Annotated in this window: 22 protein-coding genes; 19 read left to right on the top strand and 3 right to left on the bottom strand. The window is 46.5% G+C overall.

What is annotated here, in order from left to right; translation table 11 throughout:
- Positions 1–16 precede the first annotated feature (16 nt).
- From L6475_RS12140 to L6475_RS12105, 8 genes are all read left to right on the top strand, one after another.
- Positions 17–1,171: a sugar-transfer associated ATP-grasp domain-containing protein gene (locus L6475_RS12140; protein ID WP_237820401.1), complete on the top strand. Its 1,155-nt coding sequence runs from the start codon at positions 17–19 to the stop codon at positions 1,169–1,171.
- A gap of 10 nt (positions 1,172–1,181) precedes the next feature.
- Positions 1,182–2,075, top strand: a complete 894-nt coding sequence (locus L6475_RS12135; RefSeq protein WP_237820399.1) for an ATP-grasp fold amidoligase family protein — start codon at positions 1,182–1,184, stop codon at positions 2,073–2,075.
- Positions 2,060–3,088, top strand: coding sequence for a glycosyltransferase family 2 protein (locus L6475_RS12130; protein WP_237820397.1), 1,029 nt, complete (start codon positions 2,060–2,062; stop codon positions 3,086–3,088). The genes L6475_RS12135 and L6475_RS12130 overlap by 16 nt, the downstream gene beginning before the upstream one ends.
- Positions 3,085–3,909: a family 16 glycosylhydrolase gene (locus L6475_RS12125; protein ID WP_237820395.1), complete on the top strand. Its 825-nt coding sequence runs from the start codon at positions 3,085–3,087 to the stop codon at positions 3,907–3,909. The genes L6475_RS12130 and L6475_RS12125 overlap by 4 nt, the downstream gene beginning before the upstream one ends.
- On the top strand, positions 3,906–4,814 hold the full coding sequence (locus tag L6475_RS12120) for a glycosyltransferase family 2 protein (protein ID WP_237820393.1): 909 nt from the start codon (positions 3,906–3,908) through the stop codon (positions 4,812–4,814). Before L6475_RS12125 ends, L6475_RS12120 begins: the two co-directional genes overlap by 4 nt.
- A complete protein-coding gene (locus tag L6475_RS12115) occupies positions 4,789–5,085 on the top strand; it encodes a glycoside hydrolase family 99-like domain-containing protein (protein ID WP_370641682.1) in 297 nt (98 codons plus the stop codon). The genes L6475_RS12120 and L6475_RS12115 overlap by 26 nt, the downstream gene beginning before the upstream one ends.
- Before the next feature lie 6 nt (positions 5,086–5,091).
- Complete coding sequence (locus tag L6475_RS12110) at positions 5,092–6,186, top strand: glycosyltransferase (protein WP_237820391.1); 1,095 nt, start codon at positions 5,092–5,094, stop codon at positions 6,184–6,186.
- 252 nt (positions 6,187–6,438) lie between these two features.
- Entirely contained in the window at positions 6,439–7,602 is a 1,164-nt protein-coding gene (locus tag L6475_RS12105; protein WP_237820389.1) for a glycosyltransferase family 4 protein, read from the top strand.
- 281 nt (positions 7,603–7,883) lie between these two features.
- Here L6475_RS12105 and L6475_RS12100 read toward each other — a convergent pair whose 3' ends face one another.
- Positions 7,884–8,105, bottom strand: coding sequence for a hypothetical protein (locus L6475_RS12100; protein WP_237820387.1), 222 nt, complete (start codon positions 8,103–8,105; stop codon positions 7,884–7,886).
- Positions 8,106–8,310: 205 nt separating this feature from the next.
- Here L6475_RS12100 and L6475_RS12095 point away from each other — a divergent pair, with 205 nt between their 5' ends.
- From L6475_RS12095 to priA, 8 genes are all read left to right on the top strand, one after another.
- Complete coding sequence (locus L6475_RS12095; protein ID WP_237824153.1) at positions 8,311–9,249, top strand: type IX secretion system membrane protein PorP/SprF; 939 nt, start codon at positions 8,311–8,313, stop codon at positions 9,247–9,249.
- Positions 9,250–9,333: 84 nt separating this feature from the next.
- A complete protein-coding gene (locus L6475_RS12090) occupies positions 9,334–10,821 on the top strand; it encodes an SUMF1/EgtB/PvdO family nonheme iron enzyme (protein WP_237820386.1) in 1,488 nt (495 codons plus the stop codon).
- A gap of 78 nt (positions 10,822–10,899) precedes the next feature.
- A complete protein-coding gene (gene gldL / locus L6475_RS12085) occupies positions 10,900–11,733 on the top strand; it encodes a gliding motility protein GldL (protein WP_237820385.1) in 834 nt (277 codons plus the stop codon).
- 113 nt (positions 11,734–11,846) lie between these two features.
- Positions 11,847–13,412, top strand: a complete 1,566-nt coding sequence (gene gldM / locus L6475_RS12080) for a gliding motility protein GldM (protein ID WP_237820384.1) — start codon at positions 11,847–11,849, stop codon at positions 13,410–13,412.
- A gap of 13 nt (positions 13,413–13,425) precedes the next feature.
- Positions 13,426–14,517: a gliding motility protein GldN gene (gene gldN, locus L6475_RS12075; protein WP_237820382.1), complete on the top strand. Its 1,092-nt coding sequence runs from the start codon at positions 13,426–13,428 to the stop codon at positions 14,515–14,517.
- An 81-nt stretch (positions 14,518–14,598) separates the two neighbouring features.
- A complete protein-coding gene (locus tag L6475_RS12070) occupies positions 14,599–15,228 on the top strand; it encodes a porin family protein (RefSeq protein ID WP_237820380.1) in 630 nt (209 codons plus the stop codon).
- Positions 15,229–15,324: 96 nt separating this feature from the next.
- Positions 15,325–15,966, top strand: a complete 642-nt coding sequence (locus L6475_RS12065) for an outer membrane beta-barrel protein (RefSeq protein WP_237820378.1) — start codon at positions 15,325–15,327, stop codon at positions 15,964–15,966.
- A 6-nt stretch (positions 15,967–15,972) separates the two neighbouring features.
- Positions 15,973–18,267 (top strand): primosomal protein N', encoded by a 2,295-nt coding sequence (priA, locus tag L6475_RS12060; protein ID WP_237820376.1) that lies wholly within the window; start codon positions 15,973–15,975, stop codon positions 18,265–18,267.
- A 52-nt stretch (positions 18,268–18,319) separates the two neighbouring features.
- Here priA and L6475_RS12055 read toward each other — a convergent pair whose 3' ends face one another.
- Positions 18,320–19,447 (bottom strand): glycosyltransferase family 1 protein, encoded by a 1,128-nt coding sequence (locus L6475_RS12055; protein WP_237820374.1) that lies wholly within the window; start codon positions 19,445–19,447, stop codon positions 18,320–18,322.
- Positions 19,448–19,546: 99 nt separating this feature from the next.
- Complete coding sequence (locus L6475_RS12050; RefSeq protein ID WP_237820372.1) at positions 19,547–21,358, bottom strand: aminopeptidase P family protein; 1,812 nt, start codon at positions 21,356–21,358, stop codon at positions 19,547–19,549.
- A gap of 152 nt (positions 21,359–21,510) precedes the next feature.
- Between L6475_RS12050 and L6475_RS12045 the strand changes: the two genes are divergently transcribed.
- The 3 genes from L6475_RS12045 (at position 21,511) to L6475_RS12035 (ending at position 24,264) form a co-directional block, all read left to right on the top strand.
- On the top strand, positions 21,511–22,497 hold the full coding sequence (locus L6475_RS12045) for a malate dehydrogenase (RefSeq protein WP_237820370.1): 987 nt from the start codon (positions 21,511–21,513) through the stop codon (positions 22,495–22,497).
- A gap of 95 nt (positions 22,498–22,592) precedes the next feature.
- Positions 22,593–23,129: a gamma carbonic anhydrase family protein gene (locus L6475_RS12040; protein WP_237820368.1), complete on the top strand. Its 537-nt coding sequence runs from the start codon at positions 22,593–22,595 to the stop codon at positions 23,127–23,129.
- Positions 23,130–23,196: 67 nt separating this feature from the next.
- Complete coding sequence (locus L6475_RS12035) at positions 23,197–24,264, top strand: TIGR04133 family radical SAM/SPASM protein (protein WP_237820366.1); 1,068 nt, start codon at positions 23,197–23,199, stop codon at positions 24,262–24,264.
- Positions 24,265–24,273: the final 9 nt, after the last annotated feature.

The following is a 24,273-nucleotide window of genomic DNA, read 5'->3' as shown; positions in this document are numbered from 1 at the left end:
CCTAAAGCAATCATTTATGTCATTACTTAAATATCTAAACCAAATATATCACGAACTCATTGAGCGTAAAGAACAGAAGTGGGATTTGCGCCTGCAACAACTTGAAGTTCACAACCCCAAAAGATTGGCTGGTATAGGCAATGTACGTCTCAGCGAAGAACAAAAAAGGGAGATAGATAATTTCTACCTTACCAACTGGGGCAGTAAAATAGACTATACGTGTCATCTAACCTATTATGCATACTCAGGCCGTTTCAATAAAGCATTTTTTCCGGAACAACTCTACATCCCGGAGTTTGAGCGCTATATGAACGCCTATGTCCGATATAATGATGTTTTCAACGATAAAAATGTATTCTCTCACATAGCCAAAGGTCTCGGGATACATACTCCTGAAGTCATTTTTTCTTGCTCTAAAGGATTCATAATCGACTCTTCACTAAACAAATGCACAGAAGATGTTATGATAAAGTCTCTAGCACAGGAAAAGGAATTCTTCATTAAGGCTTCCGTTGATTCATGTGGAGGTTCTGGTTGTAAATATTTCACAAACAAAGTTCCTGGCGCTTCGGCAGAACAAGAGGTTCGTGATCTCATCCAATCTTTTGGCAACGACTACTCTGTCCAACGCTGTATCCAATGCCATCCATGCCTTAAAACCTTGCACCCTCAGAGCGTCAACACCATCCGAGTAATGACCTATAGGTGGCATGGAGAAATCTTAACTGTACCTGCAATCGTGCGTCTCGGTATTGGAACCATGCAAGTGGACAACGCAAGCGCAGGCGGGATTTTTGTAGGCGTTTCTGATGAGGGTTCTATGCTGCCCTTTGCGATGAACAAATATGGGAAACGTTACAGTGAGCACCCAGACTCCGGCATTAAATTTGATGGATATCGCATCGATTTTATACCCCAAATCCTTGAAGAAGCAAAACGACTCCACAGGGCTATACCTCAAATCGGGGTAGTCAATTGGGATTTCGCTATAGGAGAAGATGGGGACATTATATTGATCGAAGGAAACATGAGAGCTGGAGGAATATGGGTATTTCAAATGGCGCATGGAACTGCTCCTTTTGGGGATAACACGGCAGAAATACTTCAATGGACTAAGAAAATGAAACACCTCTCTTTGCTTCAACGCATTCATCATACATTTGGTGATTAAAAATATGGATATGAAAACAGTAAAACTTTATATTTGGAAAATAATTTACTACATCCTTGGTCATCTGTGGCCCAAAGGATGCGTGACTGTGCATTTCCGTCGCTCTACCGGTCGTTTCCTGAACTGGCAGCATCCGCGCGACATCAATGAAAAGATTCAATGGCTCAAGTTCTACGGAAACACTAGCCAATGGACTCGTCTTGCTGACAAATATGCAGTGCGCGAATACATTAAGGAAAAAGGACTTGAAGACATGCTCATCCCTCTGATTGGCAGATGGGAGCATGCTGAAGACATTGACTGGGAGACTCTGCCCAATCAGTTTGTCATGAAGACCAATCACGGCAGTGGAGACGCCTTAATCTGCACTGACAAATCCAAACTTGACATCAAGCATTGGACGCAATATTTCTCTCGTTTGCTCAAACAAAAATTTGGCACTCAGATGGGAGAACCTCACTACGACAAAATCAAGCCCTGTATTATTGCCGAACAGTTGATGGACTGCACCAGGCAGCAGATTGAATCCACATCACTCGTTGATTACAAAATATGGACCTTCGACGGAAAGCCCGCCTATATATGGGCCTGTTACAACAGGACGAAATCATCGTGCGAAGTGGCTGTCTATGACCTGGATTGGAATTTCCATCCTGAATATTCCCGTTCTGAGCAGCACTACGTTCTCGCAGAAAGACTCATTCCCCGCCCCGTTTCTTTGGATAAGATGCTCCATGCAGCTTCCGTTCTCTCAGAAGGTTTTCCTGTGGTGAGAATGGATTTCTATGAGGTGGACGGAAAGCCCTATTTCGGAGAAATGACCTTCACTCCTGCTGCAGGCTTTAACGACTTCTACACTCAGAAATTTCTCAATATACTAGGTGACTTATGCAAAATCAAGTAACCCTTTCCATCGTCATGCCAGTCTTCAATCACGCGGATGATTTGAAGATCATGCTCAACTCCATCCTGGACAATTCCTATCAGGATTGGGAGTTGTTGGCTGTGGATGATGGTTCCGATGAAGAGACAAAAGAAACCCTTAAGCAATATGCCACCCAAGACAAGAGAATAAATATCATACAGCGCGAACGCGAGCCAAAGGGAGCCCAGACCTGTCGTAACATAGGTTTTGAGCAGGCTCGAGGAGAATACATTGTTTTCTTCGACTCCGACGACTATGTGGCTCCATATTGTCTGGAGCAGCGTGTGAAGGAACTAAGCAAGCATCCCGAACTGGACTTCATGGTATTCCGCAGCGGCACTTACTACGACAATGCTTTCCATCAAGAGCCCGACAAACTCAACTACGGTTATCAAATATATAATGATGACATTGAGGCTTTTTGCTCCCGCACCTTGCCATTCATCGTTTGGAACAATATCTACCGACGCACTTCACTTCTGAAATACGGCATCAGTTGGGACACACATCTGTTGTCGCTTCAGGACGCCCAATTCAATTTGGAATGTATCCTAAGTGGTATGCACTATGCCTATTCCACCCTTGCCCCTGACTACGGCTACCGCACAGCCAGCACAGGCTCTGTCTCCAAGCAGATTCTCTCTGCGGCCCATTTCGAGAGCAATCTTTATGCCACAAAACGCTTTTATTCTCTTATTCAGCAGCGCTATAGACACCGCTACGACCACGCACTTTATCGCGGCGCCATGTTTCTCTATGTCAAGGTTTCCCGCACCGGATTCCATAAGGATTACAATCTGCATCTTGCGTCCTTGATACAATCTTTATCTCCTTTGTGGGGCAATTTATTCAGATGGCAGATGCGTCTCACTCACTTCCTATGCAAGATTATGCCGCTTACTCCTGCCAGGCGTTTGCCCATTCTCAATTATCTGTTGTGGTATCGCCGTATGGAGCAAGAAATGGTAAAACGACAAAAAGAGCTTTTATGAAAGAATTCGTAATAATACTAACAAGTCTGTTTTTCTGCACTCTGTGTTCCTGCTCCCAGAAAACTGCCGACCGTAACGACTGGTACGAACTCAGTTGGCATGATGAATTCAACGGCAAAACCATCAACGATAGCATATGGAGCAAGATGAAGCGCATGCCCACTGCACGCAGCCTGTGCAACCTAACTCCGGACGACAGGATGTACGAAGTGGGCAAAGGGCGCCTACGTCTGTATGCAAGACACAATAAGGGCATCTTACCCAATGACACCGCCACATTTCTTACTGGAGGCGTCACCTCCGAAGGCAAACGCACCTTCACCTATGGTAAGATAGAAGTGCGTGTGCGTCTGCATGGAGCCATCGGCACTTGGCCCGCCGTCTGGACGATGCCGGAGGACAGAAAACTCTGGGAGAATCCTAACCCCAAATATACGGAAATTGACCTCTTGGAATACGTGGACCGAAACGATTTCGTTTATCAGACAGCACATAATGCCTACACTTTGGCAGACCAGAAAAATTGGTACGAGCCGAAACAACAGCACACCCCTACTATCAAAGTCAACAAGTACAACATCTATAGTGTGGAGATTCTGCCCGATATGCTCATCTTCGCTGTCAACGGGAAAGAGACTTTCCGTTATCCGAAAAAGGAGGAATACAAAAATCAGTTTCCTTACGGCATCGAGTCACATATTATGATGGACATGCAGACATATCCTCCCAAGTCATGGGCAAGCGGTGTGGAACCTGAGACTTTCCCTGCATACATGGATATTGATTGGATTAGAGTTTATAAACTGAAAGAAAAGCCATGAAGCAAGTTAGCATAATCATAGTCACATACAACTCCGAGAAGGATATCTACGACTGCGTGGATTCCATTCAAACTTATGCCGACATCCCCAAGGAGGATATCGAGCTCATCATCGTGGACAACTGCAGCCACGAGACCGAGCCGATGTTTGCGCGCCTAAAGCAGCAATGGGGCGAGGACATCATCCTTATCGAGAACACACAAAATGGCGGTTACGGACAGGGCAACAATGTGGGCATCCGACGCGCCACAGCTCCCGTCATCCTCATCATGAATCCCGACGTGCGCCTTCTTGAACCATTCTTCCGTAAACCATTGGGAGCATTCATGGCGGATAAGGAACTCATCATGTACGGCATGAAAATGATGAACACCCCCACCAGTGCCAGCAACAACTCATTTTGGTGCACCACGATGATGAACGGTTATCTGCGCACCCTGCTTACAGGACTATGCACTCGCATGGACTTGTACCTGCCGCGCTGGATGTATTTCTCTGGTTCTTGTTTCTTTGTCCGGAAATCAATGTTCGAGGCTGCAGGTCTGTTCGACGAAGAAGTATTCATGTATGGTGAAGAAGACGATATACACTACCGATTGGCAAAGCGTTTCGGTTACCACTTCCGTTTCGACAAACATCTGCACTACCTACACCCCATGGAGCATCGCCAACTAACTGTTGACTACGAAAAAAAACTTCTCGAAGTTGATCTCTACCATCACCGGAAGAAGGGACTTTCCCCATTGGCAACACTTCGGACATACCTCCAGATTAATACAACTCTGCTTGTAAGAGCATACCTACGCAAGATGCTGGGCAGACAGGACGAAGCAGACTTCGCCAAATTAAAAGGGTTCAGAAACGAGCTTAAAAAAATGTATAAAGAATACTCAACGAAATCATGACCATAGACATACTCATATCCTGCATGCACCAGAAAGACTGGTCTATCATAGAACGGTCCAAACTCCAGGTATATACACTGGGGCAACGCCTGACAAGTTTAAGCAACACATTATGCAGGCATTCTCTTTAATAAAGGATAAAGAGCCAGAACATCAGATAGTCATCCTGAAATCATGGAACGAATGGGGAGAGGGTAATTATGTAGAACCCGATCAGGAATTCGGACACGGATGGCTTGATGCTGTTTACAAGGCAATAAACAATAAATAAGACATCATGAAACGGGCTTTGTTTGTTATATTCAAAAAATACAACGGAATACTGGAAGGAGGTGGTATTGCAAACCAGCGCAACCTCACCATGGCACAGCATATACTCGGAAAGGAAAATGTAGATACTATATATCTGCACGATGAAAACAAGAAACGAAGCATTTGGAACATTATTCTCTCTGCACTTGTATTCCCATTCGGGTACTACAATGGTATGACACCATGGAAAGTAAAAGACATTGTAAAGAGGGCAAACGACTACGACTATGTATTTCTTAGCACCAGTCTCTTCGGCGTCATAGCAAAAGAGCTTAAAGCAAACCACTACAAAGGTACTGTAATTGCACATTTTCACAATGTGGAAAGTCTGTACTATGAGCACACGCTGTCAAAACGTATGCCAATTAGAAAAGTTATCATAAATTGTGCAGCACAGAATGACGAGTATTGTTGCAAGTATGCTGACAGGGTGCTGACGCTAAACCAGCGCGATAGTGATATGCTCCATAAAATGTACGGACGAGATGCCGACATCATTGTGCCTATCGCATTCGCAGATAAATGCCAACAGATTGTTCCTGACAAGGAGTCCATTACCTCAACACTGCCCTTATGTCTTTTTATAGGAAGTTATATCTCACCAAACGTACAGGGAATCGAGTGGTTTGTAAAGAATGTCCTGCCACATGTAAACATCCGGCTAAAAATAGTAGGGAAAGGAATGGCAAAGCTAAAAGAGAACAATACTCTGTTCAATGACATCGAGATTGTCAGTGATGTGCCCGACATGCAACCGTATTTCCTGGAAGCCGACTTCATAGTACTTCCTATCTTCACAGGAAGCGGAATGAAGGTAAAAACCTGCGAATCTCTTATGTATGGTAAAAATATACTCGGAACAGATGAGGCATTTGAAGGGTATAGTCTTGATGCAGAGAAAGTAGGTGGAAGATGTAACAATGAAAAAGAATTTATAAACTGTCTGAACAAATATATTCAATTTCCTATCCCACTTTTCAACAATTACTCCCGACGCATATACGAACAGTTCTATTCTGAAGAAGCATCTGTGAAAGCATTTGAGGATGTTTTTCAATAACCAGTCGAAAATGTCCAATGACAAAAGCATTATTACTCTTCATATTACAAATATGCATATTGTTAAATAGTATAATATGAAGATCGCATACTTACTCCGTGCTTCTCTTACCACCACAGTGTGCTACTTGTAGCGAATGTCTTAAAATAGTCGCATATTTACATGTTTTTTTGCTTTTTTTTGTAAATAATGCAGTTTTTTTTAGGAAAATGGCTATATTTGCAGCATAAAACCCTGCGACAATAACGACCTATGAATATCTGCATACTTACTCCGCGATTTCCTTATCCGCAGTTTGGCGGCGACGCACTGCGCATCAACGAGATAGCACGCTACCTTAAACATCAGGGGCATAAACTTATTCTCGTGTCCTTATCCGACGGGGCTAAGCCTCCTGTGGCTCAGGCAAAGGTGCTTTATGACAAGGTCTATTTCGTAAAGCGCAACAGAATAGTGTCGCTTTTTGTCGGGGCTTTCAACTTTCTCTTTGGAAAACCCATTCAGTGCGGTTACTACTCATCTAACGCCTACCGCAAACTCTTCCGGAAAGTAATTCAGACGGAGAAGCCCGACCTTTACATTCCCCACCTGCTGCGTATGGTGCCTTATCTCAGTGAGTTGCATTTGGAAAAGCAGACCATTGTCGAAATGACCGATGCACTGTCGAAGACCTACCTGCTCTCCTCCAAAGCCGAAGGCGTCGGTCTGCTGAAATACGTTTACATGCTGGAGCAGCGCCTCATCGCCAGGTACGAGCTCCAGGTCACGCGCCGTTTCCCCAAGGTGGTACTCGTGTCTCAGGCCGACATCGATTATCTGAAGGCCAAAGAGCCGAACGCCACTTCCCTCACCCTGCACAGCAACGGCGTGGGCATCCTCGAGGCGTTGCCCGAACACTATAACACCGACAAAATCTGCTTCATGGGCAACATGCGCTCCATGCAGAATCAGGATGCAGCCATCTACTTCGCCAACGAGGTGTTCCCGCTCATCAAAAAGGAACGCCCCTCGGCAAAATTCTACATCGTGGGGTCTCTCCCTCCCGGCAACATCCAGACTCTTGCCTCCGACGACATCATCATCACGGGTTTTGTCGACGACCTCGAAGGCTTCATCAAAGACTCATGCCTCCTTGTAGCCCCCATCCGCGTGGCAGCGGGCATCCAGAACAAAGTCCTCGTCGGCATGGGTTGCGGCGTACCCGTAGTGATGACCTCGCTCATCTCCCATGCCATACCCGAACTGCGCGACGGCGACAACTGCCTCATCCGCGACGGCGAACAGGCCCTTGCCGATGCCTGTCTCAGGATCATGCGCGCCCCCGAGCTGAGACGCGACATGGGCCGCAAGGGCTACGACATGGTGCTGCGCCACTACTCCTGGGCGGAGAAACTCAACGGCTACGAGCGACTCTGAACACCCTGCAGGAACACACTGAACACGCATGGCCCGAGTGGCCGCTTTGTTTAAGAGTCATTCAAGCTTCTTTTTCTCCTCTTTTTCCATCTTTTTTGTTCTTGTTTTTCCTCTTACTTTTTTCGAAAATCAAGACAAATAAAAATCTCAATCTAGAACGGGAAGCCTTTGTTTTGCCCCCTCATTGTGGGGGCTTACCCCATAGAATGAAGCGAAAAAATACCGATTTTGCCACTTTTTTCCTGCTTTTTCTTGGAAAAATGCATGTTTTGGCGCACTTTTTATTGATAGGATGGGATTGACTTAACTACTATGGTGAAGTAGCACTTATTTTTCACTGTAACTGAATGTCCGCTATACTGCAACTGAACGGTGGTTGTATTGCAACTGAATGGTGGTTGCATTATAGCTGAATGGTAGTTGCGGTATAGCTGAAGTACCATTGCAGCATCATAGAAGTTCTGCAACAGAAGTGTATCAGAAGAATATCGATATTTGTACAACTGTTTGATATTCAGACAGTTCTAAAAATAGTTCAAACTCTTCAAAACTCGCGTATTTCCGACCCACTTTCCGTTTGGTGAATTTGGCGCGAGTTTTGAGCCCGATTAAGCATGTAAAAAATAGGCAAAATTGGTCTTTTTTTTCCTTAATCTGTTATCCAATATTGGGCTGGCACAATAAAATGAAAAGTAATACGTTTTGTAAATTGTGTTAAGAAAAGGCTTTCTGCTGTTAATACTGTCGTTAGCTGCCGTAAAAGTTAGTGCGCAGTACGATCCGTCGTTCAGTCATTACTGGGCGATGGAGACTTCGTTTAATCCCGCAGCTGTGGGCAAACAGGAGAAAATCAATGTCAATGTGGCTTATAACACCACGATGACAGGTTTTGAGAACAATCCGAAAACCATGTATGCTTCGGCTGATATGCCTTTCTATCTCTTTGGGGCGTATCATGGAGTGGGCTTGCGGTTTATGAACGACAAGATTGGTCTTTTCTCCCACAATAGTCTGACGCTGCAATATGCCTACAAGCAGAAACTCTTTGGCGGTGTGCTGAACATCGGCGTGCAAGGCTCGATGCTGGGTGAGAATTTTGACGGTTCGAAACTGGACTTGGAAGTAGCCAGCGATAATGCCTTCTCCACCTCAGAGATGACTGGATCGGCCTTTGACCTCGGCGCCGGATTGTACTATAATCATAAAACATGGTATGTAGGAGCATCGGTTCAGCATGCCCTGAATCCTACTGTAGAACTGGGCGAAACCAACGAACTGGAGGTGTCGCCAACGTATTATTTTACTGCTGGAGGCAATATTCGATTGAGAAATCCGTTTCTTTCAATACAACCGTCTGTGATGGGTCGTTCTGATGGGGTTGGCTATAGGGCCGATATAACCACACGCTTGACCTACCAGTATGAGAAACGCCGGATGTACGCAGGTGTGGGCTACAGTCCTACTAATTCGGTTACGGTGTTCATAGGAGGTGACTTCCACGGCATCAGTATTGGTTACAGCTACGAGGCCTACACCAATGGCATTAGTCTTGGTAATGGCAGCCACGAACTGCTCATCGGGTATCAGACCGATTTGAACCTTTTCAAGAAAGGACGAAACCGTCACCAAAGTGTGAGACTACTGTAAAACCAGATAATACCCTTTGAGGGAATTTGACGAGACAAAATAATTCTAAAAATATACTTCTTTAAATAAGAAACATATTTATTTATGACAATAAGAGATTTAGAAAATGTGACTAAACATTCCTTCCTTTGTAAGGGCTTGGGTGGGCTTCTCCTTGTACTGCTGCTCACCAGTTGCTTCGGGTCCAAGTCGGCATCTACTGGTGGTGAACTGACTGGTGCCGGTGGACGAGCTTTTTCAGAACCTGCTCCTTACGGAATGGTACTGGTGAAGCGTGGACACCTGCAGATGGGTACTCAGTCCACTGACTCTCTTTGGGGACGTCAGATTCCTGTTCGCGACATTTCGGTAGATGGCTTCTGGATGGACGATACGGAGATTACCAACTCGGAGTATCGCCAGTTCGTGAACTATGTACGCGACTCCATCATCCGTGAGCGATTGGCCGACCCGAATTATGGCGGCGATGAGACCTACAAGATTGAAGAAGACAAGAACGGTGATCCGATTAAGCCTTATCTGAACTGGAAAAAGGCCTTGCCTCGTAAGCCCAACGAAGACGAGTTGCGCGCACTCCAGAGTGTGTATGTGACCAATCCTGTGACGGGCGAGAAAATGCTCGACTATAGTCAGATGAACTATCGCTATGAGGTTTATGACTATGTTGAGGCCGCCAAGCGTCGCAATCGTCTGAATCCTGCCGAGCGTAACCTGAATACGGACATTCAGGTGAATGCCGAAGAACAGGTGATGATTTCCAAGGATACTGCCTATGTAGATGATGAAGGCCGTATTGTTCGTCAGACCATCAATCGCCCACTGTCTGGTCCTTGGGATTTCCTGAATACCTATATCGTAAATATCTATCCTGACACCACTTGTTGGGTGAACGATTTCCCCAACGCCGATAATGAGGTGTATATGCGTAACTATTTCTCTAATCCCGCATATAACGACTATCCTGTGGTGGGTGTCACATGGGAACAGGCCAATGCTTTCTGTGCATGGCGTACTGAATACTTACTGAAAGGATTAGGTCCGCAGGCCCGTTATGTTCAGCGCTATCGCCTGCCGACGGAGGCCGAATGGGAGTATGCAGCCCGTGGTCGTGACCAAAATGAATTTCCATGGGCCAATGAGGATGTGGCCAGCGGAAAAGGCTGCTTCTATGCAAACTTCAAACCGGATAACGGTAACTATACCAAGGATGGTAATCTGATTACCTCAAAGGTGGGTATCTACTCAGCCAACTCCAACGGACTTTATGATATGGCTGGCAATGTGGCCGAATGGACTTCGACCATTTATACAGAGGCCGGTATCGACGCCATGAACGATATTAACCCTCAGCTGTCGTATAATGCCGCTATTGAAGACCCCTATCGCCTGAAGAAGAAGAGTGTTCGTGGCGGTTCGTGGAAAGATCCCGAGAGCTATATCCGTGCTGCATGGCGTAGCAGCGAGTATCAAAACCAGCCTCGAAGCTATATTGGTTTCCGCTGTGTGCGCTCGCTTGCCAATACAAGTAGCGAAAAGGTGAAACCGGCGAAGACATCAGCAAAAAAAAAGTAAACTGGGCTGAGGCTCGTCATAATTTCGGCGGCTCGACCATTCATTAAATCTAAAATCCGTTAATCGAAAATTATCCAGATGACACAGTATAGTAAATTCAATGTGATATACCACTTACAGAAGTGGCTTGACAGTGTTCCCGGACAGACATTCATGAACTATGCCTATAGCTGGGGTGCGTCTATCGTTATCCTGGGTGCCCTGTTCAAACTGACTCACTTGGCAGGAGCTAACTTCATGCTGTTCCTTGGTATGGGAACTGAGGTACTCGTGTTCTTTATAGCCGGTTTTGACCGTCCGTTCGATAAGACAGAGGATGGTAAGGACTTGCCTACACATGTGGTGGATGATGATGAAACAGACACCGTGGCCAACGGCGAAAACAACTTCGCCCACGGAGCAGTGGCCGGAGGCGGCACCATCGTGATTGGTGGTGGAGTGGCCGGCAGTGGCGTGGCAAGCGACATGCAACCCACTGGTCAGGAAAATGGTACAATCAGCTTTGGTGGCGGCACTACTGGCGGCGGAATCGTTGGCGGAATCGTTGGCGGTGTTGTCGGTGGCGTGGCTCAGCCTGAACTTCCTGATGTGGATGCCGAGGGCATGGAAGAGGCTACCGAGAGTTATGTGGAACAGTTGAAGAGACTGACTGAGACACTTCAGAAGGTATCTGAACAGAGCGAACGCCTGACTCGCGACAGCGAGGAGATGGAAAATCTGAACCGTACACTCACCGGTATCTGTAAGGTCTATGAGATGCAGCTGAAGGGCGCAAGTCAGCAGATTGGCACGATTGACGAAATCAACGATCAGACCCGTAAGATGGCTGATCAGATAGCCGAGCTGAATCGCATCTATGCCCGCATGATTGAGGCCATGACAACCAATATGCCGAAGAGCCCCTTAGGATAGTGGGGGATTGGGGTCTGAACAAGCGCAGATCCCTTTAAAGAAAATAATAACTAAAAAGAGTCTGATAAACGCTTGTTCAGACCCCCATCCCCCTAACTTAGGGGGCAGAGAAAATGGCAATTAAGAAAAGACCCGTTTCTCCTCGCCAGAAGATGATCAACCTCATGTATGTGGTGTTGATGGCTATGCTGGCGCTGAATGTCTCGAACGAGGTGCTCAACGGCTTTGATATCGTAGAGAAAAGCCTGAACCGTACCACCGAGAACTCAGCCAAGGAGAACATGGCTATATATGAGGACTTCGAACAGCAGATGAAGGCCAATCCTCAGAAAGTGAAGGAATGGTACGACAAGGCTCAGATGGTGCGCCATATGAGTGACTCCCTGTATGATTTCGCTGCTGAACTGAAACTGGCCATTGCCCGTGAAGCTGACGGCAAGCATGGCGATCCTTCAAATATTCAGAGTAAGGAAGACCTTGAGGCCGCCAATCAGGTGATGCTGGCTCCTGGCCGTGGTCGTGGCGAGGAACTCCGACTGGCTATCAACTCGTTCCGTGAGCGAATGGTGAAGATGGTGCCTGACACTGCCCAGCAGAAAATCATTGAGAGCAACCTGACTACTGAAGTGCCAAAGGGTGAACTCACACTGGGCAAGAACTGGCAGGAGTATATGTTTGAGGCTATGCCGGCTGCTGCTGCTGTTACCCTTCTGTCGAAGTTGCAGAATGATGTGCGCTATGCTGAGGGTGAGGTGCTCCACACTCTGGTGCAGAATATCGACGTGAAGGATATCCGTGTGAATGCCTTGGAGGCCTTCGTGATTCCTAATTCGCAGACGATTGTACGTGGCGATAAGTTCTCGGCCCATATTGTGATGGCTGCCGTTGATACCACCCAGATTCCTGATGTGTATATAGGCAATCAGAAGATGGACCTGAAAGACAACCTCTACGAGATTGTTTGCGGGCGTACCGGTGATTTTACCCTGGCAGGTCATATTGAGACCGTGAATGGTAACGGCGATAAGATTCGTCGTGATTTTGAACAGAAATATACCGTTGTCGATCCCAGTGCTACGGTCTCTGCCGATTTGATGAACATGCTTTATGCAGGCTATTCAAACCCCATCAGCGTGTCGGTGCCTGGTGTGCCTTTGAACAAGATTTCGGCCACGATGACCAATGGTACATTGCAGCCAGTGGGGCCCGGCAAGTATATTGCCCGTCCGTCAAAGATCGGACAGGATGCTACTATCACGGTGATCTCGACCAATACCGGTCGTCCTCAGCAGATGGGACAATTCAGTTTCCGTGTGCGTAAGTTGCCCGATCCTACACCTTATATAGATATGAAAGACGACAAGGGTAATCCCGTTCGATTTAAGGGAGGCGTACTTGCCAAGCAGGCTCTTATGGCTATTGACGGTATTGGTGCTGCTATCGATGATGGTATTCTCGACATCGGCTTCCGTGTGCTCTCGTTCGAGACGGTGTTCTACGATAATATGGGTAATGCTGTTCCAATGGTGGGCGAAGGTGCTAAGTTTACTGCCCGTCAGAAGGATACATTCCGTAAGCTGACACGCAACCGTCGATTCTATATTTCCCGTGTGAAGGCCATAGGTCCTGATGGTATTGAGCGTACATTGCCCACATCAATGGAAATCATTGTGAAGTAAATCGAAAAATAATATGAAACAGATAGTGAACATGAAAGGATATTGGATGCTCAGACTGGTGGTACTGACCATTGGTTTGCAATTCTCGATTTTCAATTCTCAAGTCTCTCATTGCTCGGCACAGCCGAAGAAGAGTCGCATCCAGCAGAACACGAAGTCTGCCCAGCAAACTTCCTCAAAATCGCAGGGAGGAATGACTGAGCGCATGCGCATCATGTATCCCACGGCTCTTGATATGCCTGAGGATGTGGTGTGGCGTCGCGATATCTACCGTGAGGTGGACCTCAATATAGAGGAAAACTCTGGCTTGTACTATCCTGTAGAGCCTGTAGGCAAACATTTGAATCTTTTTACCTATGTGTTCAAACTGGCGTTGAATGGCTATATCCCTGTCTATGAGTATCGTCTGGATGGCACTGAGGTGCTGGATGCTACCGCCAAGGTGGATATGAAGACCATACTCGACAACTACCATATTTTCTATGAGGAAGAGGGCGGAAAACTGAAGGTTGACAATAGTGATATTCCATCATCGGAAGTAAAGATGTACTATTTGAAAGAAAGTGCCTATTACGACCAGGCCAACTCTTCGTTCCATGTTAAGGTGCTGGCATTCTGTCCAGTGATGCTGCGTGAGGACGATTTTGGCGGTGAGGCCTCTAAATATCCACTTTTCTGGGTGAAGTACAGTGATGTAGAACCGTTCCTGAGTCGCCAGACCGTGATGACCAGCAATGTGAACAATGCTGCCACGATGAGTCTTGACGACTATTTCACACTGAACCGTTATAAAGGAAAAATCTACAAGACCAACAATATGCTGGGACAGACGCTGGCACAGGTAGCCGGTAACGACTCTACCAAGTTGACAGCCGAACAGAAGCGTATTGAGGCCGAGCTGGAGAAATTCCGTAACACTATCTTCGGTGACAAGGAGAAGCGTGATTCTCTGGAAAACCAGACTGCCGACTCCAAGGAGACTAAGAAAGCTCAGAAAGGACGCCGGCAGAAAGCAGAGAAAGTTAAGCCAGCCAAGTCATCGACAAAATCCAGCCGTAGCAGTTCATCGGGTGGTTCAGTGAGCGTGCGCCGTCAAAGACACTAATCGTAAAAAATTGGTCATAAATATAGGCGGTTTAAAGAAAAATGGCTATATTTGTCGCGTTTTTAATAAATCATGATTGATATGAAAAAAATCTTTACTTCAATGGTTGTAGCCCTCATGATGGTGGCTCTTCCTTCGCAGGCCCAGTTCAGCTATGGTATTACTGCAGGTCTGAACATGACAAAAATGTCTTATAGCGAAAGTGAAATGAAAGACAATGCTAAGGACAATGCAGGATTCTTTGTAGGTCCTACAGTGAAGTTTACACTTCCTGTGGTGGGCATTGGCTTCGATGCTGCTGCTGTCTATGACCAGCGCTCGTCTGAAAATGGAGATACTAAAATCAAGTCAAGCTCTATTCAGATTCCCATCAACTTGCGTTATGGCATAGGTCTGGGCAGTATGGCTGAAGTTTTCGCCTTTGCGGGTCCTCAGTTTGGCTTCAACCTCGGCAGCAAAGACAAAACACTGGCGGTAGATGAGGCTTCAAACGAAATTCACAACTGGACGTTGAAGAGCTCTAACCTGAGTGCCAATGTGGGTATCGGTGCCACGGTGCTGGGCCATCTCCAGGCTAAGTTCAATTATAATATTGCTTTGGGTAAGACCGGTGAAGCCAATGTGATTGATTCAACTACAGGTGCTGTAAAGAGCGTTGTGGGCGATGGAAAAGCCAATGCCTGGCAGGTTTCAGTGACTTATTTCTTCTAAGAAGTAATAATTATACAATAAAAAGCAGGTATCTTTTTGCGGATACCTGCTTTTTTTTATTTATCTTTGCAGTCGGTAATAGAATTTTTACTGCATATGAAAAGATACCTGTATTTACTTTTCCTTTCTTTACTGACTATTGTGCCCTCTGCACAGGCTCAATTGAATAGAGATCTGAGTCCACGCCTGAATTTAGGTTTGACGGCTGGTTTTAATATCACCCATATGAACTATGATATAAGTAGTTCCGTTAAGGAGCATGCCCAAAACAGTAGAGGTGTACATATAGGTCCCAGTATAGTTTATGTGATGCCTGTCACAGGATGGGGTTTGGATGCAAGTGTATTGTATGATTATCGCACTGCAGAATTTACTGATATTAATAATTCCGATGGCTCAACAAAGTCGCGAATCAGTACTTCCCAACTGACTGTTCCTGTGAACGTACGCTATGGTCGTGATGTCCTTGCTATGCTCAATGTCTTTGTTTATGCAGGTCCGCAGTTCAATATACTGTTGGACAAGAGCAAGGAAGAAGTTGCTGGCGCCGATTGGACTCCTTGTGCCAGTCCGCTGAGTGTTAACTTCGGTATCGGACTGATGGCCATGGATCGCGTGCAGGCCCGAATAGGCTATAATCTGTCATTGAAGAAAAATGGAGAGTTTATTTACAATGGCAGTGTTAAGGGATCAGGAAAATCTAACGCCGTTCAAGTTTCTGTCACTTATTTGTTTTAGTTGCTGATGGGCTTTGCCGACATCATATTGCCCTTACCGCTTGAGGGCCTCTTTACCTATGCCATTCCTTTTGCAATGCAGGCGAAGGCGACCTTTGGTATGCGTGTGTTGGTTCCTTTCGGGCGCAGTAAGCACTATATAGGCATCATTGCCCGTCTGCATGATGACAAACCAACCGACTATGCCGTAAAGGATATAGAGCAGTTGTTGGATGAGACGCCAGTCCTGCTTCCTGCACAATACCGTTTGTGGCAATGGATAGCCGACTACTATATGTCGCCCATTGGCGAAGTGTATAAGGCTGCTCTTCCTGCCGGACTGAAAGCTGAAGATGGTTATAAGCCCCGTACAGAAACCTATATCCGTCTAACCGAACCTTATAGAAATGAGCAAGCCCTGCATATAGCCTTGAACATGCTGGCGCGTGCGTCCAAACAGCAGGAGGCTTTTATTTCCTATCTGCAGTTGTCTGGCTGGGATGAGGCCGATTTCTCCCTTCCAGCTTCAAAAGTGGCGTTGAGCGTTTCTGAAGTGACTCGCGAAGAGCTGTTGAATGCTTCTGCTACGACACTCCCTATCATCACTCAGCTGGTGAAACGTGGACTTTTAGAAGTTTATGAGGTAGAGGTGGGAAGACTGAATAATGCAGGAGAGCCTCATTTCGAGAATATCAAGCAACTGAGCGCTCCTCAGCAGGAGGCCTACCAACAGATTCTTGAGTCGTTCAAGCAGAAGAAAGTCACCTTGCTGCATGGAGTGACATCCAGCGGAAAAACCGAAATCTATATCCAACTCATCATACATGAGTTGGAACAGCATAGGCAGGTGCTGTTCCTGATGCCCGAGATTGCCCTTACTGTTCAGATGATGGAGCGTCTGCAGCGCGTATTCGGAAACCGATTGGGTATCTATCATTCAAAATATAGTGATGCCGAGCGTGTGGAAATATGGCAGAAACAGCTTTCTGACAATCCCTATGATGTGATATTAGGCGCCCGCTCAGCCGTTTTCCTTCCCTTTCAGCGATTAGGACTTGTGATTGTAGATGAGGAGCATGAAACCAGCTACAAACAGCAGGATCCCGCCCCGCGCTATCATGCCCGTAGTGCTGCTATCATGATGGAATCCGGTAATCAGACATCTACTCCCAAAGTACTCCTTGGTACCGCCACTCCCTGTGTGGAGACCTATCACAATGCTAAGACAGGTAAGTATGGACTAGTAGAACTTTTCCAGCGGTATCAAGGTATTGAATTGCCAGAGATACAAGTTGTCAATACCCAGGACCTTCAGCGTCGCCGGATGATGAATGGTCCTTTCACACCTTTGTTACTGACACGGGTGCGTGAAGCCTTGGAACGTGGCGAACAGGCTATCCTGTTTCAGAATCGCCGCGGATGGGCACCGATGGTAGAGTGTAAGCAGTGTGGATGGGTTCCGCGATGCGAGCATTGTGATGTGTCGCTTACTCTTCATCGTAAGCTGAACCAACTGACCTGTCATTATTGTGGCTTTACTTATCAGATACCAACCGAATGTCCCGCCTGTGGCTGTAAGGAACTGCAGGGGAAAGGGTATGGTACTGAGAAAATTGAAGATCAGATTCGTGATATTCTTCCCGAAGCGCGTATCTCGCGTATGGACCTTGACACCACTCGCACCCGTAATGCCTACGAACGCATCATCAGCGATTTCGGTAGTGGGCGTACCAACCTGTTGATTGGTACTCAGATGATCAGTAAAGGACTCGATTTCAGTAAGGTGTCGGTAGTGGGTATCATCAATGCTGATTCAATGCTCAATCAGCCCGATTTCCGTGCCTACGAGCATGCGTATATGATGATGGCTCAGGTGAGTGGGCGTGCTGGCAGAAAAGGCCGGCGCGGACTGGTGATTCTTCAGACGAAGCAACCCGATTTGAAACTTATTCAGCAGGTGGCGCAGAATGACTTCCAGGGTTTTTATAAGGATCTCATTGCTGAACGCCAGTTGTTCCATTATCCTCCTTATCACCGTCTGGTATATGTGTATTTGAAACATAAGAATGATGCCACCGTGCATACAGCCAGTTTGGAGTTGGCATCACGCTTACGCCAATGGTTTGGAGGCAGGGTGTTGGGACCGGACAAACCAGCTGTGGCTCGTATTAAGACACTCAGTATCCGTAAGTTGGTACTCAAGTTGGAAAATGGTATCGACCTTCCAAAAGTGCGTCAGTATTTAGCGTTTGCCCAACAACAATTGCTGCAGGACAAACGGTATAGTTCGCTGACGGTACTTTATGATGTTGATCCGTTGTAAATACTCTCGCTATAAGAGTTGTATCTTTCCCTTTTCGTATAGCGAAAGAAGGTTATAAGAGTCCTTTCGCCACTTCTTCGTATAGCGAGAGTAATTGTTTGGCTGTATTCTCCCAAGAGAATAACTGACTGCGTTCCAATCCTATTTTCCTTTGACTTTCGTAGAATGCAGGGTCGTTCTCTAAACGGAGCAGAGCAGTTGCAATCTCATCAGGATTCTCCGGGTTTATGAGGATGGCATCCTTTCCACCTATTTCCGGCATCGATGAGGTGTTGCTGGTCACGACAGGGGTGCCGCAGGCCATTGCCTCAAGCAGAGGAATACCAAAACTTTCGCGGAGTGAGGTGTAGAGGAATGCAAAAGCTCCATTATAAATATAAGGAAGGTCACTGTTTTTGATATAGCCCGGCAGATGCAGGTAGGCCCGGATATGGTCAATATTGTTGCGGGTGATAATGTCATCCAGATAGTGCTGGTCTATATCTGCCATCAACAGTGGCCTCTTGATTTCTGATTTCTCCAAGTATCGGGCAAAGGCAATCAGAGTACGCTCTGTGTTTTTCTTTGGATCGGTATTGCCTAAGAAAAACAGGAATCCTTTGTCTTTCATATACTTTTTGTAAACAGTTTCATCACCTTCTATAGGCTTGAACCATGAATTGTAGCCATTGTAGATCATGGCCATCCGTTCATTAGGTATATTCAGTTTGCTGATGATGTTGTTCCGTTCAAAGTCTGATACGGTAATAATACGCTTGCAGTGGGGGAGGATACGTGGAACAACCAGTCGGCGGTATAACCATCCCATGTTCTGGTAGAGTGACTTGTTGTTCTTGTCGCGAGGCTCCAGAAAAATGATATCGTGCAGCGTGAGAATAAGTGGAACATCACAGTACAGAGGAGCCGTATTGCTGGTGCAATGGAGCAGGTCAACACCTGTTTTGCGGACAGCTCTTGGCAGACTCCATTGTTCCCAAAGCGGGTAGGAGGGGGTGCCAATCTCTACGACATGAACATTGGCCGATTCTTCGACACATCGGTCGGGACCAGGCTTTACAAATACAAAGTATTCGTTCTCGTGGTCAATCTTTTGCAGTTGCAATATTTCCTGCAGTACCACGTAGTCCATACCATGTTTGTTCTCACGAAATATTCGCTGCGCTTCAATACCTATTCTCATGGCTGTCGTATTATTAGTTATTACCTATGTTGTCAACAGAACGTTCATCATAGTGGTTGCAAATATAGATAAAATAATTGATTGTAACAAGTATTTCTCTTAAATAGCTGTTGTAGCTTCCTTTAACCACATCCGTTCTTTGTCAGTGAGTAGGGGTGAGAGACGTTCGTAAACCACTTTGTGGTAGTCGTTCAGCCATTGGCGCTCTTCATCTGTCAGCATACTGAGAACAATGGGGCGCTTGTCGATAGGACAGAGTGTAAGCGGTTCCAGTTGCAAGTAGCGAGGACGTTCACCATCTGGAAGAGGAAAGAAGTTCGTTTCGTCGGCCGGCACAATGAGCATCGTGTTTTCTATGCGCACGCCAAACTTTCCAGTGAGATAGATGCCCGGTTCGTTGGTGATCGTCATGCCGGCAAGTAGGGGCTGTGGCTTCCACTCCATTCGAAATTGATGAGGCCCTTCGTGTACGCTGAGGTACGATCCAACGCCGTGACCTGTTCCATGAAGGTAGTTCAGACCTTCGCGCCACATGAACTGGCGGGCTAGTACATCGAGCTGTGTGCCCGACGAACCATTTGGGAAAATGGCTCGTGCCAATGCAATATGCCCTTTCAGTACAAGGGTGTAAATGTGTTGCTCTTCATCAGTGAGCGGACCAAGGGCAATAGTTCGCGTGATATCGGTAGTTCCATCCTCGTATTGTCCGCCACTATCGAGCAGTAGAAGACCTTTAGGCTGTAAGGGAATGTCGGTTTCAGGGGTTGCCTCATAGTGAACGATGGCTCCATGTTCTCCATAGCCGGCAATCGTGTCAAACGACAAACCGCGGTTCAGAGGTTGACTTGCACGCAGTTCTGTCAGTTTTTTGTCTATCTCCATTTCTGTGGGAAGTACTGCAGGGCAAGACTGAATGACATCTTCCAGCCATTTAAGGAACTTCACCATCGCAACGCCATCACGAAGCATGGCATTACGGTATCCCTTTATCTCAGTCTCGTTTTTCATGATTTTCATGGCAGGAACAGGTGAACATCCTCGCACTACGTCACGCTTTGCCGCCTTCATCAGCGTATAACTGGTCTCATTGGGATCCAGCAGAATGGTTTGCTCGAAATAGTCCTGAAGACCTTTCTTTACGTTCTTGTAGTCATCGATCTTAATGTCGTTCTTGGTCAGATACCCTCTTATGAGCGGTGTCAGTTTTGCCTCATCGGTATAGAGCGTAACCGTTGTTGTGGAGATGAGCAGATAACTGACAAACACCGGTGTGCAGTGCACATCCGTTCCACGTAGGTTCAGCGTCCAGGCTATATCGTCAAGAGCAGACATCAGCATACCGTCAGCATGTTGCTGTCGCAGAGCCCTACGGATACGCTGAATCTTTGATGCACAACTTTCACCGGAAAAGTCCAGGGGATGTTCCTCTATCTTGTTCTGAGGAATGGCAGGACGGTCTTTCCATATTATCTTCAGCGGGTCGAGATTGGTGCGGAGTGTAATGCCGCCATGATGGCGCAACTCTTTGATGAGTTCTTCAACCTCGGCTGCTGAGCACACCATGCCGTCAATGCCTACTTCTGGCCTTTCAGACTCCCGCAGTTGTTCCCCAATCCATTCATGGATAGTAGGAGTTCCTTCTATCTTCAGTTTCATCAGTTGAAACTCAGTACCTTTTAACTGCTCTTCCGCAGCCAGGAAATAGCGTGAGTCTGTCCATAATGCAGCACTGTTCAGCGTAACCACCGCTGTGCCTGCCGAACCATTAAAACCGCTAATCCACTCGCGCCCCTTCCAATGGTCAGCCACATATTCACTTTGGTGAGCATCCGTACTTGGGAAGATAAAAGCCCCTAAATGTTCGCGTTGCATTAAGTCGCGTAAAGCCGCTAATCGTTGTTGTATATTCATAAGAATCCGCTTTTGTCATATCTACTTTGCAAAGGTATGCCTTTTTAATATAAATAACAAATTAATTAAAAATGAAATAGTTAGAATTCGTATTTTTTTTCTATCTTTGCGGCAACTTAATTATATAAACATATAAAACGAATTATAAAGTTATGGCATTTTTAACTGACGAGAAATTGGTGATTGTTGGTGCCGGTGGTATGATCGGTTCTAACATGGTACAGAGTGTGCTGATGCTGGGTCTTACTCCTAACATCTGTTTGTATGATATCTATGAGCCAGGTGTTCATGGCGTTTACGATGAGATGTGCCACTGCGCTTTCCCTGGTGCAAACATTTCATACACCGTAGATCCCAAAGAAGCTTTCACTGGTGCTAAGTACATCATCTCTTCAGGCGGTGCTCCCCGTAAGGAGGGTATGACTCGTGAGGACCTGCTGAAGGGTAACTGCCAGATTGCAGCTGACTTCGGTGAGAACATCAAAAAGTACTGCCCAGACGTAAAGCACGTGGTTGTTATCTTCAACCCTGCTGATGTTACTGCTCTGACTGCTCTGATTCACTCAGGTTTGAAACCCAACCAGCTGACCTCTTTGGCCGCTCTTGACTCAACCCGTCTGCAGCAGCAGTTGGCTCAGGAGTTCGGCGTACGTCAGGACAAGGTGACTAATGCTTACACTTATGGTGGTCACGGTGAGCAGATGGCTGTATTCGCCAGCAAGGCTCTTATCGATGGCAAACCCCTTTCTGAGCTTCCTCTCTCTGACGAGCGCTGGGCTGAGATTAAGCACATGACCACTCAGGGTGGTAGCAACATCATCAAGCTCCGTGGCCGTTCTTCATTCCAGAGCCCTGCTTATCAGGCTGTGAAGATGATTGAAGGTGCAATGGGTGGCGAGCCTTTCAAGTGGCCTGCTGGTTGCTATGTCAACGATTTCGGTTTCAAGAATGTGATGATGGCTATGCCTACAGTTATCGACAAGGACGGTGTTCACTACACCAAGCCCGAGGGTACTGCTGAGGAAATGGCTGCACTGGAGGCTTCTTACGAGCACCTGCAGAAGATGCGCGATGAGATTATCTCTCTCGGTATCATTCCCGCTGTTGCAGAATGGGGCAAGGACAATGCCAACCTGTAAATAGTAAAGACCTATAGTGAAGAGTGAAGAATTTGCTGTCGTTTTCATGACACAGATTTCTCACTCTTCACTTTTTTGTTTCTAAACCTAAAGCTATGGCACTAATCAAATCGTATAAGGGACTTTCTCCCAAGTGGGGGCGAGATTGTTATTTTAGTGAGAATGCTACTATTGTAGGCGATGTGACCTTGGGCGACGAGTGTTCAGTTTGGTTCAATGCCGTGATACGTGGTGATGTGGCTCCTATCACTATAGGTAACTGCTCAAACGTGCAAGATGGCTCCTGTATCCATGTTACTCATGAAACCGGTCCTACTCATATAGGCAATTATGTCACCATAGGCCATAATGTTACTGTTCATGCTTGCACCATCCATGATCATGCTTTGATTGGTATGGGATCTACACTGCTCGACGGTTGTGAGGTCGGAGAAGACGCTATCGTCGCTGCCGGGGCCTTGGTACTGCAGAACACAAAGATTCCTCCTCACGAAATATGGGGTGGCGTTCCGGCAAAATATATTAAGCCTACCCGTCCTGGTCAGATCGACAATGCCGAACACTATGTAGCTTACTCCAAAGAATATCTAAAAGAACAGTTAACGCCTAAGGAGTCTCTGAAAGAACAGTAACTTTTCCTTTCATATTATCTGTTTCAAAAAAAACTTGTATCTTTGCAGCAGATTCCATTGAACAAAGATGAAACTACGCAGTAGGATAGCCTTGGAACTGGCACGCAGACTGGCCCATAACGAGCGTCGGTTGCACCCGTTGCAACAGTTGTTTTGGGAAAGCACGGTGCGCTGCAACATTCATTGCAGGCATTGTGGTAGTGACTGCCGACAGATAACGGATACTCCCGACATGCCACGCGAAGATTTCTTTCATGTACTGGATACCATCACTTCTAAAGTTCGCCCAGAGGAAGTATTGGTCATCATTGGTGGGGGCGAACCATTGGTACGTGAGGATATTGTGGAATGTGCCCAAGGCATTAGTGATCGCGGTTTTCCATGGGGAATGGTAACAAATGGACTCTGTCTTACTGCTGAACTATACGAAAAACTCTGCAAGGCAGGACTACGTTCGCTTACTATAAGTCTTGATGGATTGGAGGATGCTCATACCTGGCTGCGCCGCCATCCTGACTGTTTCCGTATGGCCAATGAGGCTATTGATAGAGTGGTGAAAGACGGCGACCGTATAGCCTACGATGTGATGACTTGCGTGCATCAGGTAAACTACGATCAATTACCTCAGTTGCGTGACTATCTGATCAGTAAGGGGGTAACGCATTGGCGACTGGCTACTATCTTTCCTGTAGGACGTGGCGGACAGGATGAAAGGCTTCGACTCTCGAAAGAACAGTTTCGTGGGCTTATGGAGTTTATCAAGACAACTCGTCAGCAAGGACTTATCGATACCAGTTATGGATGTGAGGGTTTTTTAGGTGATTATGAAGGCGAGGTGCGTGACTGGGCTTTCCGTTGCGTGGCCGGCGTGACAGTAGGATCGGTGCTCGTTGATGGCAGCATCAGTGCTTGTACAAGTATTCGTCACAACTACAAACAGGGAAATATATACGAAGACGACTTCATTGATGTCTGGGAGCATCGTTTCCAACTCCATCGCAACCATGAATGGATGAAGCGCGATGAGTGTGCCAACTGTAAGTCATGGCGCTATTGTGAAGGAAACGGACTTCATCTGCGAGATGATGATGGAAAACTACTGTTTTGTAATCTGAAACAATTGGAGAATAATTAAAAAGAACGA

The sequence above is a fragment of the Prevotella sp. E9-3 genome (assembly GCF_022024015.1).
In the GTDB taxonomy this organism is placed as follows: domain Bacteria; phylum Bacteroidota; class Bacteroidia; order Bacteroidales; family Bacteroidaceae; genus Prevotella.
This window is presented reverse-complemented; position numbering and strand designations above follow the sequence as displayed.